The sequence below is a fragment of the Croceicoccus ponticola genome (assembly GCF_004004515.1).
In the GTDB taxonomy this organism is placed as follows: Bacteria; Pseudomonadota; Alphaproteobacteria; order Sphingomonadales; family Sphingomonadaceae; genus Croceicoccus; species Croceicoccus ponticola.
Window position 1 is genome coordinate 801,452 of the sequence record NZ_RXOL01000001.1, and the last position, 17,054, is coordinate 818,505.

A 17,054-nucleotide genomic window follows, 5' to 3' on the forward strand; every position below is an offset into this window, starting at 1 on the left:
TTGATGTTGAAGCAGCATCAGGCTGTGGATGGAAGGGGGTGTAAAGGCTTCCGAAATGGCCCCCTCGTGCCTATATGATCGTCATGGACGAGAACACCGCAAACACCCCCAACACCAATGAGTATGACGCAGAGAGCATCAAGGTCCTGAAGGGCCTCGACGCGGTACGCAAACGGCCGGGCATGTACATCGGCGATACCGATGACGGTTCGGGCCTGCATCACATGGTGTTCGAAGTATCGGACAACGCGATCGACGAGGCGCTGGCAGGCCATTGCGACCGCGTCCTGATCGAACTGCACCCCGACAATTCGGTATCGGTCGACGATAACGGCCGCGGCATTCCCGTGGACATGCACAAGGGCGAAGGCGTTTCGGCGGCAGAGGTCATCATGACCCAGCTCCACGCCGGCGGAAAGTTCGAGAATACGAGCGAGGACAACGCCTACAAGGTGTCGGGCGGCCTGCACGGCGTCGGCGTTTCGGTCGTCAACGCGCTGTCCGAATGGCTGGAACTGACCGTCTGGCGCGACGGCAAGGAATACTGGATCAAGTTCGAGCACGGCAATGCCGTCGCTCCGCTCATCACCCGGGGCGATGCGCCGCTGAACGACGACGGCAAGCCACGCAAGGGCACGCGCGTGCGATTCCTTGCCAGCAACGACACGTTCAAGAACGTCACCGAATACGATTTCGAAAAGCTTGAGCATCGCTATCGCGAGCTCGCGTTCCTGAATTCCGGCGTGCGCATCATCCTGCGCGATCTTCGCCACGAAGAGCCAAAGGAACACGATCTCTATTACGAAGGCGGGATCGGCGCATTCGTCAAATATCTCGACCGGAACAAGGCGCCTCTGGTGCCCGAACCGGTGGCGATCAGCGCCAATCGCGACGGCATCGGCATCGAAGTCGCGCTGGAATGGAACGACAGCTACTACGAAAACGTGCTGTGCTTCACCAACAACATCCCGCAACGTGACGGCGGCACGCACCTTGCCGCGTTCCGCGCAGCTCTGACACGCACGCTCAACAACTATGCCGACCGGTCGGGCATGTTGAAGAAGGAAAAGGTCACGCTTTCGGGCGAAGACATGCGCGAAGGGCTGACCGCGATCGTTTCGGTCAAACTGCCCGATCCCAAGTTCGGATCGCAGACGAAGGACAAGCTCGTCTCGTCCGAAGTGCGCCAGCCGCTCGAAAGCCTGATGGGCGACAAGATGAGCGAATGGCTGGAGGAAAATCCCCAGAACGCCAAGCAGATCATCCACAAGATCATCGACGCCGCCGCCGCGCGCGAAGCGGCGCGCAAGGCGCGCGAACTGACCCGGCGCAAGGGCGCGATGGACATTGCCAGCTTGCCCGGCAAGCTCGCCGATTGCCAGGAACGCGATCCCGCCAAGTGCGAAATCTTCCTCGTCGAAGGTGATTCGGCCGGCGGTTCCGCCAAGCAGGGCCGCGATCGCAAAACCCAGGCGATCCTGCCGCTGAAGGGCAAGATTCTGAACGTGGAACGCGCCCGGTTCGACCGGATCATCAGTTCCAAGGAGGTCGGCACGCTGATTCAGGCGATGGGCACGGGCCTGCGCGACGAATTCAACCTCGAAAAGCTGCGCTACCACAAGATCGTCATCATGACCGACGCCGACGTCGACGGCGCACATATCCGCACTCTGCTGTTGACGTTCTTCCACCGCCAGATGCCCGACATCATCAAGGCCGGGCACCTCTATATCGCGCAACCGCCGTTGTATAAGGTCGCGAAGGGCCGGTCCGAGGTTTACCTGAAGGACAACGACGCGCTCGACCGCTACCTGATCGAAGGCGGGCTTTCGGGGAAGGTGCTGGAAACGACCGGCGGCGCGCGCAGCGGTGACGATCTGGCCGCGCTGGTCGAACAGGCACGCCGGTTCAAGAGCACGCTGGCCTTTGCGCCGGGACGCTACGATCCTTCGATCGTCGAGGCGCTGGCGCTGGCCGGAGCGCTTTCGCCCGATCTCGATGCCACGGCGCGCGACATGGCGCTGGAACGCGCTGCCGCGACGATGCAGGTCGAAGATCCCGAGGGCAAGTGGACTGCGTTTCCGACCGAAGAAGGCTATGCCATCGAACGGATCTGGCGTGGCGTGACCGACCACTTCACGATCGAGGCCAAGTTCCTCGACAGTGCCGAAGCGCGCAAGTTGCACCGCGTCGCGGCCGAACAGGCCGACGCCTATGTCGGCGGCGCGCGGCTCGTGCGCGTGACGGCGGCCGGCGATGACGGCGAAGATGTCGCCCCGGTCGGCAAGGACGGCCAGATCACGCGGCCGACGCAGTTGCTGGACAAAGTGCTGACCGCCGGGCGCAAGGGCCTGTCGATCCAGCGCTACAAGGGCTTGGGCGAGATGAACGCCGACCAGCTTTGGGAAACCACGCTCGATCCGGAAAACCGCGCGTTGCTGCAGGTCAAGGTCGAGGACGCCGACGTGACCGACGAAATCTTCACGCGCCTGATGGGTGACATCGTCGAACCGCGTCGCGAATTCATCCAGGAAAACGCGCTAAACGTCGCCAACCTCGACGTCTGAGTTCGGCGCTCCGGCCCGGCGTCGATGACGCCGGCGTTTATGGCAATGTGAAGTCTGCGCGCCACACCTGCCGCCAAAACGGCGGTCGGGGGTGTGCATCTTGTTTCGGTTCGCAACTACTTTTGCTAACGGCCACGCAGCCAGCCCGCACAGAACGGGCGGCTGACCAGAGAGGGCACCGGAGCATGAGGGAACCCGAATTGATGAAAACGTCCGCACGCCTGGCCGGTATGGCCGTATCTGTCCTCGCCATCGCCACCGCCAACCCGGTTTTCGCACAGGATGCTGGCGAACAAATCGCAAGCGCTAGCGACCTGACCGAGATTTTCGTCACTGCGTCACGCCGCGAGGAACGCGCCATCGACGTGCCCGTGGCCGTCACCGCGATTTCGGGCGAAGCGCTCGACGTCATCAATTCCAGCGGGCTCGATATCCGCTTCCTGTCCGCCCGCACGCCCAGCCTGAACGTCGAAAGCTCGTTCGGCCGCACGTTCCCGCGCTTCTATATCCGCGGTCTTGGCAACACCGACTTCGATCCCAACGCGGCGCAGCCGGTTTCGGTTGTCTATGACGATGTCGCGCTTGAAAACCCGATGCTCAAATCCTTCCCGGTCTTCGACGTCGAAAGCGTACAGGTCCTGCGCGGGCCGCAGGGCACGCTGTTCGGCCGCAACACCCCGGCGGGCGTGGTGAAGATCGATTCGGCCAAGCCAACCGACTATTTCACCGGCAAGTTCTCCGCCTCGTACGGCAATCTCGACACCATCAACCTCGAAGGCGCGATCGGCGGACCGATCACCGATGTCGTGTCGTTCCGCGTGTCGGGCCTGATGCAGCGCCGCGACGACTGGGTAAAGAACCTCAACACCACCGGCCTCGCCGAAGAGGAGTTCGAAGGGTACGAGGATATCGCCACCCGCGCGCAATTGCTTATCGAAGATGACGGCAACAGCCTGCTGCTCAATGCCCACTACCGCCATCTCGACGCTTCGCCGCGCATCTTCCGCGCCGGGGCGATCCTGCCCGGATCGAACGACGCGAACGTGGGCTTCGATCCCAAGGAAGCCAGCCTCGACGGCTATACCGGCCAGACCATGGAGCAGTGGGGCGGCAGCTTCCGCGCCTCGCTCGGCCTAGGCGGAGATAGCACGCTGTCGCTGATCGCGGGTTACGAAGAAGCGAACGTGACGTCGACCGGCGATATCGATGGCGGCGACTGCTATGCCTTCATCCCCGGCTGCAATTTCTATGACATCCACGTCGCGGCGTTCCCGGTGAACACCGGCGGCAATACCAAGCCTTCGGAAATGAGCACGGAAGTGCGTTTCGATACCGGCGATCTTGGCGGTTACCGCATGCAGGTCGGCGCGTATTACTTCGATCAGGAACTGTCCTATCGCGAATTCGCGTTCGACGGCACGACCATCGTGTCCGACGTCTATCACCGCAACGACAACCGCAACTTCGGCGTGTTTGCCGGCGGCGAAGTGTCGGCGACCGATCGCCTGACCCTGCGCGCGGGCGTGCGTTATTCGGACGACAAGAAGACCGACCGCATCACCGGCACGGCGCAGCTTCCCGCCGTCACCCTGCCCGTCACGAACACGGCAAAGGGCGACAACATTTCGTGGGACGTCAGCGCGACATATGAAGTGTCGCCCGACACCAACGTCTATGCCCGCGTGGCGACAGGTTACCAGGGCCCGGCAATTCAGGATCGCGTGAACTTCTTCTCGATCCCCAACGTCGCGAAGGAACAGACTACGATTTCAGGCGAGGCGGGCATCAAGTCGGCGCTGATGGGTCGCACGCTGCGGCTCGATCTTGCCGGTTACTGGTGGCGGACCGATGACCTGCAGCTGACGGCGGTGGGCGGCGAATTCAACAGCGCGCGGCTGATCAATGCCGATCATGCCATCGGTTACGGGCTCGAAGGCGAACTGATCGCCAAGCCGACGCCCTATCTCGACCTGACGCTGGGCGGCAGCTGGAACTTCACCGAAATCCGCGACAACGACCTGTTCATCGCGCCCTGCGGTGGTGGTTGCACCGTCATCGACCCGCTGAACGATGACGGCCTTGCCATCATCGACGGCAACGACCTGCCGCAGGCGCCGCGTTATGTCGCCAATGCCACGCTGCGTTACGGCGTGCCGGTAGGCGCGGGCGAAGTCTATTTCTTCACCGACTGGGCCTATCGTTCGGCCACCAACTTCTTCCTGTACGAAGCGGTGGAATTCCGCGGCAAGGAACTGCTCGAAGGCGGTGTCCGCGCCGGGTACGCCGCCGATGCGGGTTGGGAAGTGGCCGGGTTCGTCCGCAATGTGACGGATGAAATCGTGTTCGTTTCGGGCATCGATTTCAACAACCTTACCGGCATGATCAACGAGCCGCGCACTTACGGCGTGGAGCTTCGCTACTCGTTCTGATGAAGCAATCCCCGCGGGTCCTGTTCGTCTGCCTTGGCAATATATGCCGGTCGCCGCTTGCCGAAGCGGCGTTCCGGGCTGAGGCGGAGGCGGCAGGGCTCGCGGTTCATACCGATTCGGCGGGCACGGCAGCCTATCACGTCGGAAATCCGCCCGATCCGCGCGCCATTCGCGAAGCGGCTCGTAACGGTATCGACATCGCGCATTATCGCGGGCGGCAAGTGACGGCGCGCGACTTCCATGAATTCACGCACGTCTTTGCGCTGGATGCCGACAACCTCGCCAACCTGCGTCGCGTTCGTCCGGTGGACGGCAGCGCCGAACTGGCGCTGCTGATGGACATGGTACCCGGACGGCGGGGCGAAGCCGTGGCCGATCCCTATTACGGGGACGAGGCCGGTTTTGCCGTGACATGGGACGATGTCAGCATGGCCGCCCGCGCCATGGTGGCCAGCCTTAAAGACTGATCGCTCAGCTTTCCGCGACCCAATCCTTGCGCAGAAACTTTCCGGCCAGCCCCATTAAAAGTGCCGCAAGCCCGTAAAGCGCCAATGCGTAGAGCATCGAAAAACGCAGCGCTTCATCGCCATAGGTAGGCTTCAGCGCATCGGACAGCGCGCCCAGCGCAAAAATGCCGCCACCCAGCCCGATGAGGTTGTTGATCAGGAGGAACAGCGATGACGCCGTCGCCCGCGCGCGCGGTTCGACAAGATGCTGGATCGCCGAAAGCACCGGGCCGATCCAGATATAGGCGAACGCCTGCGGGATCAGGAACAGGACAAAGGCGACCGAGACGCTGCCCGACACGATGCCAAAGCCATAGAACGGCAGCGCCGCACAGAAAGCGATCGCCGGGAGCCACGCATACCATGCCCGGTCCCGGCCACCCAGCCGATCACCCAACCAGCCGCCCGTCAGCACGCCGACCGTACCGCCCAACAACAGGATCGCGCCATAGAACTGCGATGCCGCGACAAGGTCGAGCCCGAAACTGCGCTGCAACAGGCTGGGCAGCCAGAACGCGACGCCGTAACCCAGCATGGAACTGGACGCCGCGCCGAACGACAGCAGCCAGAACGAAGGTTTGCGCGCCAGCACGCGGGCGATATCGGCAAATCCGGGCGCTTCGTTGCCGGCCACCGGTGCGGGACGGGGCACGTCCTTCACGATCAGCTTGAACGGAATGGCGACCAGAATGCCGCAGATGCCGACAAAGAAGAACGCCGCCCGCCAATCGACCGTCGCGGCGATATAGCCGCCCGCCATGACCCCCGCCGCCGATCCCAGCGGGATGCCCAGCGAATAGATCGACAGCGCGAACGAGCGTTTGGACGAGGGGAAATAATCGCCGATGATGGCATAGGACGGCGCGACCCCGCCCGCTTCCCCCACCCCGACGCCAAGCCGGGCAAGGAAGATCGACCAGAAATTGTGCGCAAGGCCGCAAAGCGCGGTGAACCCGCTCCACGCGACAAGGCTGATGGTGATCACCCAACTGCGGCTGGTCCGGTCCGCCGTCCATGCCAGCGGAACCGCCAGCGTGGAATACAACAGCGCAAAGGCGATGCCGCCCAGCAAACCCATCTGCGTATCCGACAGGCCGAGATCGGCCTGAATCGGCGCAGCAAGGATCGACAGGATCTGCCGGTCAAGGAAATTGAAGATGTAAACGACGAGCAACATGCCCAGCACCGGTCCGGGCCGGGCGGGCAAGCTGCGCATGGGCGTTTCCGTTGCCGGATCGCTCGCGCTCATCGTGCGTGGGCGCAAAGGAAGGGCGGCAGCGCCGCGAGCACTTCGGGTTCGTCCAGCAAGGGCGCATGCCCCCGGTTCGGCACGACGACAGGCTCGAACGCGGCATCGTGGCGGCGGGCCATTTCATCCATCGTTTCCGCCGACATCAGATCGCTCAACCCGCCGCGAACGACCAAGACCGGGACCTTCGTCACCATGTCCCACACCGGCCACAAGTCAGTCGGCACGACCGCGTCTGTTTCAGGTGTCAGCCCCTTCGCGATTGCCGGATCGTAGGCGGTAACGATGCCGTCCGCGGTTTCGCGGCTGGTGCGGCGGGCAAAGGCGAGCCATTCCGCGTCGCCGAATTCGGGAAACGCTGCGCCATTGACCCGCGCGAAACGCCCCGCCATTTCGGCCCAGTCGGCCGCCGGGCTCGGCGATCCGCCGACATAGGCGCGGATTCGGTCCAGACCCGCCTCGTCGATGACCGGGCCGATGTCGTTCAGCGCCAGCGCCGCGACGCGCTGCGGCGCAATCGCCGCCATGACCATGCCGATCAGCCCGCCCATCGACGTGCCGACGATGCCGAACCGGTCGATGCCAAGGTCCGCCAAAAGGGCGAACATGTCCGCGACATAGACGTCGATGCGATAGTTGGCGGCATCGTCGTCATAGTCCGACAGACCTCGTCCTCGCTGATCGGGCACGATCAAGCGATAGTCCGCAAGATGGGGCGCCAGTGGTTCGAAGTCCGCGGCATTGCGGGTCAGCCCGTGCATCAGCAGGAGAGGGAGCCCCCCCCTCTCCTGCCGCTCGCCCGCATCACCGTCCGTCCCCCTGACGGATGGATAATCGCGAGCGAAAAGCCCAAGCCGCCCGTCTGCCGAGCGATAGCGGTGTTCTTCGTAACTTTTCATGACAGCCGTTCCTTATCAGTCCCCGCGGGGATCAGAAACGGACTTCGGCAGTCACGAACACGCGGCGCGGATCGCCATAGAAACCGGTTAGCGTACCTTCGCGGCCGAGCGTCGGCGTGAACGGAGCGCCACCGACGCCGCCCGCCACGAAGTTGTAACCCGACACGATGTACCGCTTGTTCGTCAGATTCTTGCCGTGGACGCCGATCGAGAAGCGGTCGGAATCGTCGGTGTAGACGAGGCTGGCATCGTAAAGGACATAGCCGTCCTGATCGAGGAACGGGTTGGTCACTTCGAACTGGCTGGTATCGCTGCGCAGTGATGCCGATGCGAGCAGGTCGACCATGCCACTGGCAACCGGCACGCCAAGGTCGAACCCTGCGTTGACCGTCCATTCGGGCGTGTTCTGGATCACCCGCACGTCCGACACGTCGTTCCCGCCAACGATATATTCGTTGAACTTGGCGTCGAGATAGCCAACCGCGAAGTTCGCGCTGAGTCGGCTGCCCGCGCCGGCAAAGTCCTGACCGACCAGTGCATCCGCTTCGACTTCGAAGCCGTTGAGGTCGGCGCTTGCCGCATTGGTCGTGACGCCGACGAACGTGTCGAACACTCCGTCGCCATTAGTGTCGGCACCCTGTGACCCGGGAATCTGAATGTCCTTGTAGTCACCCTTGAACGCCGCGACGCTGAGGTTGAGGCGACGGTTTAGCAGCGCAGCCTTCCATCCCAGTTCATAGCTGTTCACCGTTTCGGGGTCGAAGCTCATGAATTCGAACACTTCGTCGCTGCTGACCGAACCGTCGCCGTTGATATCGGGCGCCTGGGTGGACTGGCCGCGCGGGTCGAAGCCGCCGCCTTTAAAGCCCTTGGAATAGGAGAAGTAGATGTTGTGGTTGCTGTTGGGCTTGAAGCTGATCGACGCGCGGGGCGTGAATTCCTTGAATGTGTCCGATCCGTTGAAATTCGACGTGATTGCGGTCGCGGTCGAGCCGCTGGCGAACAGGTCGGAATAGCCGCCGACGAAGGTCGTGCGCAGGACCTTCGAAGTGCGCTTGTCGCTGGTGTAGCGGCCACCGAGCGAAAGGCTCAACTGATCGCTCAGCTCGTATGTGAAGTCACCGAAGATCGACCATGTCTTGGTGTTCACGTCGCCCAGCGTCTGGGCGGTCAGGCCGGTATAGGCAGTGGTGCCGTAGATCGCGTTCAACAGGTCGCCGGTCGTGAACAGCGCGACGTCGAAGGCGGTAAAGGCGTCCGCGTCGAGGTAATAAGCGCCCAGCACGCCCGACAGGCGGTCGCTTTCGTACAGGAATTGCAGTTCCTGACTGAACTGGTCGTTCTTGTAGATTGCCGGAACGTCGACGTCGGCGGACGGCAGGCTGTCGAAATCGATCGGGCTGGTCGACTTGTCCTTGCGATAACCGGTGATCGACTTCAGCGTCACCGTGTCCGACATTTCGAACGCGGCGGTAAGCGCGCCGCCATAGGCTTCGACTTCCTGGTCGACGACATTCAGGCCGGCAAGCGTGTCGTACACGCTGTCGAGAACCGGTGCGCCGCTGAGCAGGCCGGGGATCAAGCGGTGCCCCTGACGGGCGAAGCTGTCGTCCTTTATGTAATCGCCCGACAGGCGGATGAAGACCGGCCCGTTGTCGAATTCGACCGTGCCGCGTCCTGCCCAAACGTCCTTGTTATAGTTTTCGACGCCCTCCTGGACGAGATTGTCGCCAAATCCGCCACGGCTGAGCCGCGCGCCGCTTGCGCCGATGCGCAGGCTTTCGGTCAAGGGGGTCGAGGCAGTCACGACAACGTCGGCCTGGTCATAGGAACCGTACGTGCCGCGAATTTTTACCGACGGGTCGGCGGGAAGTCGTGCGGTGACGTACTTGATGGCACCGCCGATCGTGTTGCGTCCGTAGAGCGTCCCCTGCGGGCCGCGCAGCACTTCGATCCGCTCCACGTCATAAACGTCGAGCACGGATGCCTGCGGGCGGTTGAGGTAAACGTCATCGACGTAAAGTCCGACGCCCGCTTCGAAGCCTGCGACCGGGTCCTGTTGACCGACGCCACGGATGAAGGCCGACAGCGTCGTGTTCGTACCTCGCGACACTTCGAGCGTGAGGTTCGGGACCTGCTTGCCGATCTCCTCGATCGTCTGCGTGCCCTGCTTGGCAAGGTCTTCTGACCCGATGGCGGTGACGGAAATCGGAACGTCGATCAGGCGTTCTTCACGGCGGCGGGCGGTGACGACGATCTGGTTGCCGTCTTCGCTGGCCGAAACTTCAGTCGTGCCCTGCGCCATCGCGGGTGCGGAAATCGTAAGGGCGGCAATGGCAATCGGGCTCGCGGCGCAAGCGAAAAGCGCAAACTTCATCAGGTCATCCTCCACAGTATGGTCCCTTGGCAGGACCTCTGGAAAGCGACCTATTGAAAGTTGAACCGACTTTCAAGTTTGATTTCGTTGCCTTGCCCGCGATCCGGGTATAGCTGTGGCCTTATGGACACAATCGAGCCTGCCAGCGAAGCGAGACCGGACAAGGAGCCACGCACCGACCGCGGAAGGCGCACGCTGCGCAAGCTGCTCGACGCGGCGGCGGCGGAGTTCGGAGAAAAGGGATTTCACGAAGCTTCGATCAGCGGCATCACCCGTCGGGCTGGCACGGCGCTCGGCAGTTTTTATACCTATTTCGATTCGAAGGACGAAATCTTCCGCGCGCTGGTGTCGGACATGAGCGGCATGGTGCGGACCCATTCGGCGAGGGAAGTCCTGCCCGAGATGACCCCGATTGAAATCGAGGCGGCCGCGCTGAAGGGATTTTTGAAGTTCGCACGCGACCACAAGGAAATCTATCGCATCATCGACGAAGCTGAATTCGTCGACCCAGCCAGCTATCGCGCCCATTACGAAACGACAGCGAAGCGCATTGTCGAACGATTGGAAAAAGGGGCCGCCAGCGGCGATTTCCGCCCCGGCCTGAACGAAGCACACGCATGGGCGATCATGGGGATGAACGTTTTCCTCGGCATGCGTTATGCGATCCTGGCCGAGGACCGGGAGATCGAGGAGGTCGTGGCCGTAGCCAGCGACCTCCTGCGAAATGGTATAGCAAAGGGTGAATGATCGGGCGTTTTAGCCGGATCGAGCCGCCCCGTTCAATTCAGGCAGGACGCCGCGCGAAGACGCCGAACCCTGCGATGATCGCATAACAAACAGCCGGAAGGATCAGCGCGGTCGGCAGGCTGCCGGTTGCGTCGGCCAGCATCCCGAAAAGCACCGGCACCACCGCCCCGCCGACGATGGCGACGTTGATGATGCCCGAACCGTCGGCCGCGCTCGCGCCCAGCTTTTCGCAAGCCAGCGTAAAGATCGTCGGGAACATGATCGAATTGACGAGGCCCACTGCCAGCAGGCTGTAACCTGCGATCGGGCCGCTGCTGGTGGCCGAAAACGCGATCAGCGCAATCGCCAGTGCCGCGTTGAAGGCGAGCACCTTGCCGGGGCTGATGATCCGCAGGACCGCCGATCCGATAAACCGACCGACCATCGCGCCGCCCCAATAAAGCGTGATCATCCAGCCGATGACCGATTCAGGTTCTCCGAACACGCGCGCTTCGGCCAGATAGTTGATGAGGATCGAACCGATCGCCACTTCGGCGCCGACGTAAAGGAAGATCGCCAGCGCCCCGTAACCGAAGCGGGGCCGTTTCAGCAGCGCGAAACCGCCGAACAACGAACTGTCCTGATGCGTTTCGCCCTGCAGCTTGTTGCGGAACATCCACACCACTGCCGCCACGACGCCGATCGCGACCGCAAGACCCATGTAGGTGTTTACGATCATGTTCGATTCGGCCGTGCGATAGGCATCGAGCGCCGGGCCGGTAAGGTCGGCTGCGCTGACTTCGGCCAGTTTACCCAGGATCAACCCTGCGCCCACCGCCGGAAACACCGTGGTGCCCAGCGAATTGAACGCCTGTCCGAACGTCAGTCGGCTATGTGCCGTACGCTGCGGACCCAGCAGGCTGAGCAGCGGATTGGCGACGACCTGAACTGTCACGACCCCTGCCGCAAGGATGAACAGCGCGAACAGGAACAGGCCATAAGTGGCCGTCTGGCTCGCTGGGATGAACAGCAGGCAGCCCGCCATCATGGTGACAAGGCCCACGACCGCACCGCGCATGTAGCCGATCTTCTTCACCAGCCGCGCCGCCGGCAGCCCGACGATGAAATAGGCCGCGAAAAAGCAGAACTGCACCAGCATCGCCTGCGTGTAATTCAGCGTGAACAGTTCCTTCAGCTTCGGGATGATCACGTCGTTGAGCGAAGTGATCCCACCAAAGATGAAGAACAGCGCGAACACGAAAGGCTGAAGCCCCGGCGCGTCGATGTGGTTGCCATCGTCCGTTACCGTGGCGGGATCGGACGAACTAGCGATATCTGGGGCCAGTGCCATCAGGTGTTCTCCTCCGCGCCGGGTCGAAACGCCCGGCCATGTTTATGATTATCAGTTCGCCACGGGCGGGCAGCTACGCGTCCCGTCCATCTCACTAACCTTTGCCGACAACAACGCCAGCGCCAACTTGTCGTTTGCCGCCAGCAACATCGGCGTCGCCAGCTGCGACACGTCCGCCCCGGCATCGGCAAAGCACGACAGCGGAATCGCCAGCGTGCTGACCTCGCCCATCGGCGATGCGGCGAGCAGCGCGCTGATATCCAGTTTGCGATCGCCCAAAGCCAGCGTCACCGGACCCGTACCCGGGTTGTCGATGCGCCATTCGATGGTCAGCGCCTGATCCGCCGCCAGTTGCGCGGCAAGGTTCGCGGCCGGACCTTCGATCACGGCATGGCCTACACCGGTCCATACCAGCGCCTTGGCATCTTCCTGTGCGCGCACGTCGACCGAACGGACCGAAACCGAACCGCCCGCGCTTTGCGTCGGCGTGGAGCCGACTGTGCGTTTGCCGCCAGCATCCTCGACCGAAAGGGTCCACGGCGAAAGCGCGCGGCCCGCACCGAAGAACGTATCGACGTTCAGTGTCGCGGCGATATCCATGCCCGGATCTTCGGACAGCGTCGGCACACGGCCCGGTTTGGCATATGTCAGACCATGGCCCAGCGGGAACAGCGGGTCGGCGACCGGCGCGCGGGCATCCTTGGGCCACGGGAACGACAGCTTGCCAGTGAAATTGCGCGCCGGCTTGCCATTGGCGCGCGCGACCAGCACGTCGGCCACGCCCGCCCCCTGCGAACCTGGCAACCACGCCGCGACAAAGGCGTCGGAGGCGTTGATTTCAGGGTTGGTGAACATCGGGCGGCCCGACAGAAACACCGAAACCACCGGCACGCCGCGCGCCTTCAGAGATTTCAGCAAGGCAAGATCGGTGGCATTCGAAGGCTGATAGTCGAGCGTGGCGACATCGCCCTGATATTCGGCATAAGGCGTTTCGCCGAACACGACGATCGCGACATCGGGTCGTGCATCGAACGATCCATCGGCGGACAGCGTGGCGTTGCCGCCCGCTTCGCCAACGGCCTGAGCAATGCCGTCCCAGATGGTCTGGCCATTGGGGAAGTCGGCCTTGGTAACATCGGTCCCCTGCCAGCTGATGGTCCAGCCCCCAGACTGGATCGACATCGAATCGGCGGCCGCCCCCGCGACGAGAACTTTTGCGCCCGGCTTGATCGGCAGGACCGATCCTTCGTTCTTGAGCAGGACGAGCGATTTGGCCACCGCTTCGCGAGCGACGGCAAGGTGTTCGGGCGCACCGACGGCTGCGGCATTGCCGCGCTGCGGCGGATTTGCGTTCATCAGGCCCAGCTTGAACTTCACGCGCAGGATGCGGCGCACCGCTTCGTTGATGTTGGCCTGCGGGATCTGCCCTGCCCGCGCCTGCGCGAGCGTGGTTTCATACAGCCCCTTCCAGCTGTCGGGTGCCATGTACATGTCTAGCCCGGCCATCAACGCGGCGGGGCAATCGGTGTTGGTGCAGCCGGCGACTTGTCCTTGCGCGTTCCAGTCACCCACGGTGAAACCCTGAAAGCCCAGCGCGCCTTTCAATACGTCGGTCAAAAGCGTGGGGTTGCCGTGGTTCTTGACCCCGTTCCAGCTCGAGAAGCTGGCCATCACGGTCAGCGCCCCGGCGTTGATGGCGGTGAGGTAGCCCGCGCCGTGGATGTCGATCAGTTCGCGTTCGGAAATCCGGGCATCGCCCTGATCGTCGCCGCCGAAGGTACCGCCATCGGCGATGAAGTGCTTGGCGGTCGCGGCGACACGGTCGGCCGGGACGGTCACGCCGGACTCGAGCTTGCCCTGCAAGCCCAGCACCATCTCGCGGCCATAGCTGGCAACGAGTGCGGGATCTGACGAGTATCCCTCGTACGCGCGGCCCCAGCGGCCATCCTGCGGCACGGCAAGCGTGGGCGCGAACGTCCATTCGATGCCGCTGCCCGCGATTTCGGATGCGGTGACTTCGGCGATGCGGCGGATCAACGCGGGATCGTTAGCCGCGCCAAGGCCGACGTTGTGCGGAAATACCGTCGCGCCCGGAATGTTGTTGTGGCCGTGGACGGCATCGACGCCGAATATGATCGGGATCGCCACGCCCTTGGCGACAGGTTCGGACGACACAGCGCGATATTCGTCGACCAGACGCTTCCAGTCGCCAGCAGGCGCGCGTTCGTTGCCATAAGGACCGCTGTTGCCACCCGCCAGGATCGAACCGAGCGGATAAGTCCGCAAGTCTTCGGGCGTCATCGCGGAAATGTCGCCCTGAATAAGCTGACCGACCTTCTGTTCGATGGTCATGCGGGCGAGCAGGACCGAAATGCGGTTTTCGGTCGCGGTATCGGTGATCGCCGCCGGGCTATGCGCGGACGGCCAGTTGGCGGCATCGGCGCGCGCGGCTTCGGGCACGTCTGGCCGGGCCATCGGCTGCGCCGCCAGCGGGGCCGCAATTGCGGTCGCCAGCGCGGCCACGGCCACCGTCAACATGTGCGGAGCGAACTTCCCCCCGATCCCCATCCCATATTCCATTCTTGATTGTGAACGTTATCATTTAATGAAATACACGTTCGTCAGGGGCAGTCAACCCCGGTCCTGCGCCAGCTTCGTCGCCGGCTTCGTCGTCAGTTGCGGCGGATCAGTGCGCGGCCAGTCGATGCCAGCAATCCGCACGCGACCAGCGCCAATGCGGCCAGCAGGGCCATCAGTCCGGAATAACCGAAGACCGGCACGATCGCGATCGTCAGCCACGGCATGACCAGCGACGGGACGGTATTCGTCAGGTTGAAAAAGCCCAGATCCCTGCCCCGGTGCCGCGCGCGTGGCAGGACGCGCAGGGTCTGGCTGGAATGAAGCGACAGGAATACCGTCGCCGCCAAACCGAACACGACATATCCCGCCAGCGCCAACGCAAGCCCTGATGCCACCCCCGACGCCAGCGCCATCGCGCTCAGCCCGATCGCCGCGATGAAGGCACAAATGGCGAGCGGCAGGATGGGTCTTCCCGCTCGATCGGCCCAGCGACCCGACAGCAGCGCCAGCGGCACTGCGGCGGCCAGCACAAAGCCGAAGATGCGGGCAACTTCGGCGTCGGTCACGCCTTCGTCGATGGATCGGAACCAGTAGAGCAGATATGCGAACAGGGCCGCTTCGGCCACCTGCACCGCAAGACGGGCGGCCCACATGCGCTTCACCGGCTTGGCCGCGTCCACCGCCTCTGCCGGGCCGCCCAGATCGTCACGCAGCAATTCCGGAAACTGCGTGGGCGCGCCGAAGATCAGCACTGGCGCAACGCAGGTCAGCACGATGGCCGCGACGATCCACAATCGCTCGTCCGGCCCCGCAAGTCCCGGTATCGTGACGAACGCAGTGGTAATCGCGCCAGCCGCCGGAGCAAACGCCATCAGGCCGCCCAGCAGCCCCTTTTGCCCGTCAGGGACATAATCCCCCGCCCATGCGGCCAGCGGCGCCATCATCATGTTGAGTGCCAGTTGCCAGCCAAGGATGATGGCGAGAAGCTCGACCAGCCCCTGTGCCGCCGGCACCATCAGCAGCAACGCGACATTGCCGACCAGACCGATCGCGATCCATACGCGCCGGTGGCCGGTCCAATCGCTCAACCAACCAAAACCGATATTGGCGATACTGGCCGCTATGGCGCCGCCGAACGTGAGGAAACCGAGCATGCGGACGTCGCCGGTTCCGGCCAGTTCGGTCACGCGAACCGGCAGCAGGACTGTCAGGAACGGCACATAGGCAATCGCGCTCCCGGCCCAGGCAAGCGCATAGAGCAGCAGGAAGCGCCACGATTGCCGTGCATCCCCTTGCGCTGTCGCATCGCTCACGGCGGTGGCGCGGTCGATTCACGCTCGACCAGTCCGGCGGGGACGACCACCGGGCCATCGGGCCATTCGTTGTCGCGCTGTGCGGCGATCAGAAGTTCGACGGCCTTTGCCGTGACGTCGGCAATCGGTTGGTCCACCGCCGTCAGCTGGGGGTGGGTCAGCCGCACGATCGGCGTGTTGTCGAAGCTGATGACAGAGAGGTCGGCCGGAACGGCAAGACCCTTGTCACGCGCGATTTCAAGCGTCGCGAGCGCCATCTGGTCATTGCTGGCGATGATCGCGGTGGCGCGGGGCGTGCGCGACAGCAAGGCTTCGGCGGCGATTTTGCCCGATTCGAAGCTGAAGTCGCCCTCTTCGAACAATCCTTCGGTGGCAAGGCCATGGCGGGCCATCGCCTCGCGCCATCCTTCGGTGCGCCAGCCGCTGACCGAATATTCGTCCGGCCCCGATATGAACCCGATGCGCTTATGGCCCTTCGCCACGAGATGGTCGGTCGCCATGGCCGCCGCGCCCGCGTCGTTCATGTTGAGCGCGATGCCGTCGCCCGGAACACCAGGGCTGATCCGCGCGAACGGGATGTCCTGCCGCGCCAGATACCCGGTGATAAGCGCATTGTCGCTGTGCGGCGGGGTCAGGATAACGCCGTCGGGTTGCAAGGCAGCAACCGCAGCGGTCAGTTCGCGTTCGATATGATCCGAATGCGTGTCGACCAGTTCGAAGATCAGACGATAGCCATGCTCTGCGCATTTCAGCATTCCGCCCAGCAACATCTGGTCGACCCAGTCCGCGCCCTGACGGTTGCGCCAGTCGGATATCGTACGATCACGATCGTTGAGCGCGAGGATCAGGTACGATCGCGAACCGCTCATCCGCTGGGCGGCGATGGACGGGACATAGCCCAGCTTGTCGATCGAAGCCTGGACCTTGGCCTGCATTTCGGGCCGCACGTTCGGCTCGTTGTTTATGACGCGGCTCACCGTCTGGAGCGATACGCCCGCATCGGCTGCCACATGCTTGATCGTTACGGCCTGCCGCCGGCGTGCCATGCGCCAATACC

Annotated in this window: 11 protein-coding genes; 4 read left to right on the forward strand and 7 right to left on the reverse strand. The window is 63.3% G+C overall.

Annotated features, from left to right (window positions below):
* Nucleotides 1–83 precede the first annotated feature (83 nt).
* The 3 genes from gyrB (at nucleotide 84) to EKN06_RS03875 (ending at nucleotide 5,463) form a co-directional block, all read left to right on the forward strand.
* Nucleotides 84–2,567, forward strand: coding sequence for a DNA topoisomerase (ATP-hydrolyzing) subunit B (gene gyrB, locus EKN06_RS03865; protein WP_127611520.1), 2,484 nt, complete (start codon nucleotides 84–86; stop codon nucleotides 2,565–2,567).
* Nucleotides 2,568–2,752: 185 nt separating this feature from the next.
* A complete protein-coding gene (locus EKN06_RS03870) occupies nucleotides 2,753–4,996 on the forward strand; it encodes a TonB-dependent receptor (protein ID WP_240654584.1) in 2,244 nt (747 codons plus the stop codon).
* Nucleotides 4,996–5,463 carry a low molecular weight protein-tyrosine-phosphatase gene (locus EKN06_RS03875; protein ID WP_127611522.1) on the forward strand — a complete coding sequence of 156 codons (468 nt, stop codon included), beginning with the start codon at nucleotides 4,996–4,998 and terminating at the stop codon, nucleotides 5,461–5,463. The genes EKN06_RS03870 and EKN06_RS03875 overlap by 1 nt, the downstream gene beginning before the upstream one ends.
* Before the next feature lie 4 nt (nucleotides 5,464–5,467).
* Here the strand turns inward: EKN06_RS03875 and EKN06_RS03880 are convergent, their stop codons facing one another.
* From EKN06_RS03880 to EKN06_RS03890, 3 genes are read right to left on the reverse strand one after another with little or no spacing between them, the layout of a single operon-like run.
* The gene (locus EKN06_RS03880) at nucleotides 5,468–6,751 is read right to left on the reverse strand and encodes a spinster family MFS transporter (RefSeq protein WP_420810757.1); all 1,284 of its coding nucleotides are present in this window, start codon (nucleotides 6,749–6,751) and stop codon (nucleotides 5,468–5,470) included.
* Nucleotides 6,748–7,650: an alpha/beta fold hydrolase gene (locus EKN06_RS03885; RefSeq protein ID WP_127611523.1), complete on the reverse strand. Its 903-nt coding sequence runs from the start codon at nucleotides 7,648–7,650 to the stop codon at nucleotides 6,748–6,750. Before EKN06_RS03885 ends, EKN06_RS03880 begins: the two co-directional genes overlap by 4 nt.
* 31 nt (nucleotides 7,651–7,681) lie before the next feature.
* Complete coding sequence (locus tag EKN06_RS03890) at nucleotides 7,682–10,027, reverse strand: TonB-dependent receptor (RefSeq protein ID WP_127611524.1); 2,346 nt, start codon at nucleotides 10,025–10,027, stop codon at nucleotides 7,682–7,684.
* A gap of 123 nt (nucleotides 10,028–10,150) precedes the next feature.
* On the opposite strand from EKN06_RS03890, the gene EKN06_RS03895 reads away from it, so the two are divergent.
* A complete protein-coding gene (locus tag EKN06_RS03895) occupies nucleotides 10,151–10,774 on the forward strand; it encodes a TetR/AcrR family transcriptional regulator (RefSeq protein ID WP_127611525.1) in 624 nt (207 codons plus the stop codon).
* A gap of 37 nt (nucleotides 10,775–10,811) precedes the next feature.
* Here the strand turns inward: EKN06_RS03895 and EKN06_RS03900 are convergent, their stop codons facing one another.
* From EKN06_RS03900 to EKN06_RS03915, 4 genes are all read right to left on the reverse strand, one after another.
* The gene (locus tag EKN06_RS03900; protein WP_127611526.1) at nucleotides 10,812–12,104 is read right to left on the reverse strand and encodes a sugar MFS transporter; all 1,293 of its coding nucleotides are present in this window, start codon (nucleotides 12,102–12,104) and stop codon (nucleotides 10,812–10,814) included.
* A gap of 51 nt (nucleotides 12,105–12,155) precedes the next feature.
* Nucleotides 12,156–14,672, reverse strand: a complete 2,517-nt coding sequence (locus EKN06_RS03905) for a glycoside hydrolase family 3 protein (RefSeq protein WP_240654585.1) — start codon at nucleotides 14,670–14,672, stop codon at nucleotides 12,156–12,158.
* 104 nt (nucleotides 14,673–14,776) lie between these two features.
* The gene (locus EKN06_RS03910; protein ID WP_127611527.1) at nucleotides 14,777–15,997 is read right to left on the reverse strand and encodes an MFS transporter; all 1,221 of its coding nucleotides are present in this window, start codon (nucleotides 15,995–15,997) and stop codon (nucleotides 14,777–14,779) included.
* Entirely contained in the window at nucleotides 15,994–17,043 is a 1,050-nt protein-coding gene (locus EKN06_RS03915; RefSeq protein ID WP_127611528.1) for a LacI family DNA-binding transcriptional regulator, read from the reverse strand. The genes EKN06_RS03910 and EKN06_RS03915 overlap by 4 nt, the downstream gene beginning before the upstream one ends.
* Nucleotides 17,044–17,054 lie beyond the last annotated feature (11 nt).

Excerpts from the sequence above, each read along its gene's own strand:
- gyrB (WP_127611520.1), top strand. The coding sequence starts at position 84 with ATGGACGAGAACACCGCAAACACCCCCAACACCAATGAGTATGACGCA.
- EKN06_RS03870 (WP_240654584.1), top strand. The coding sequence starts at position 2,753 with ATGAGGGAACCCGAATTGATGAAAACGTCCGCACGCCTGGCCGGTATG.
- EKN06_RS03875 (WP_127611522.1), top strand. The coding sequence starts at position 4,996 with ATGAAGCAATCCCCGCGGGTCCTGTTCGTCTGCCTTGGCAATATATGC.
- EKN06_RS03880 (WP_420810757.1), bottom strand. The coding sequence starts at position 6,751 with ATGAGCGCGAGCGATCCGGCAACGGAAACGCCCATGCGCAGCTTGCCC.
- EKN06_RS03885 (WP_127611523.1), bottom strand. The coding sequence starts at position 7,650 with ATGAAAAGTTACGAAGAACACCGCTATCGCTCGGCAGACGGGCGGCTT.
- EKN06_RS03890 (WP_127611524.1), bottom strand. The coding sequence starts at position 10,027 with ATGAAGTTTGCGCTTTTCGCTTGCGCCGCGAGCCCGATTGCCATTGCC.
- EKN06_RS03895 (WP_127611525.1), top strand. The coding sequence starts at position 10,151 with ATGGACACAATCGAGCCTGCCAGCGAAGCGAGACCGGACAAGGAGCCA.
- EKN06_RS03900 (WP_127611526.1), bottom strand. The coding sequence starts at position 12,104 with ATGGCACTGGCCCCAGATATCGCTAGTTCGTCCGATCCCGCCACGGTA.
- EKN06_RS03905 (WP_240654585.1), bottom strand. The coding sequence starts at position 14,672 with ATGGGGATCGGGGGGAAGTTCGCTCCGCACATGTTGACGGTGGCCGTG.
- EKN06_RS03915 (WP_127611528.1), bottom strand. The coding sequence starts at position 17,043 with ATGGCACGCCGGCGGCAGGCCGTAACGATCAAGCATGTGGCAGCCGAT.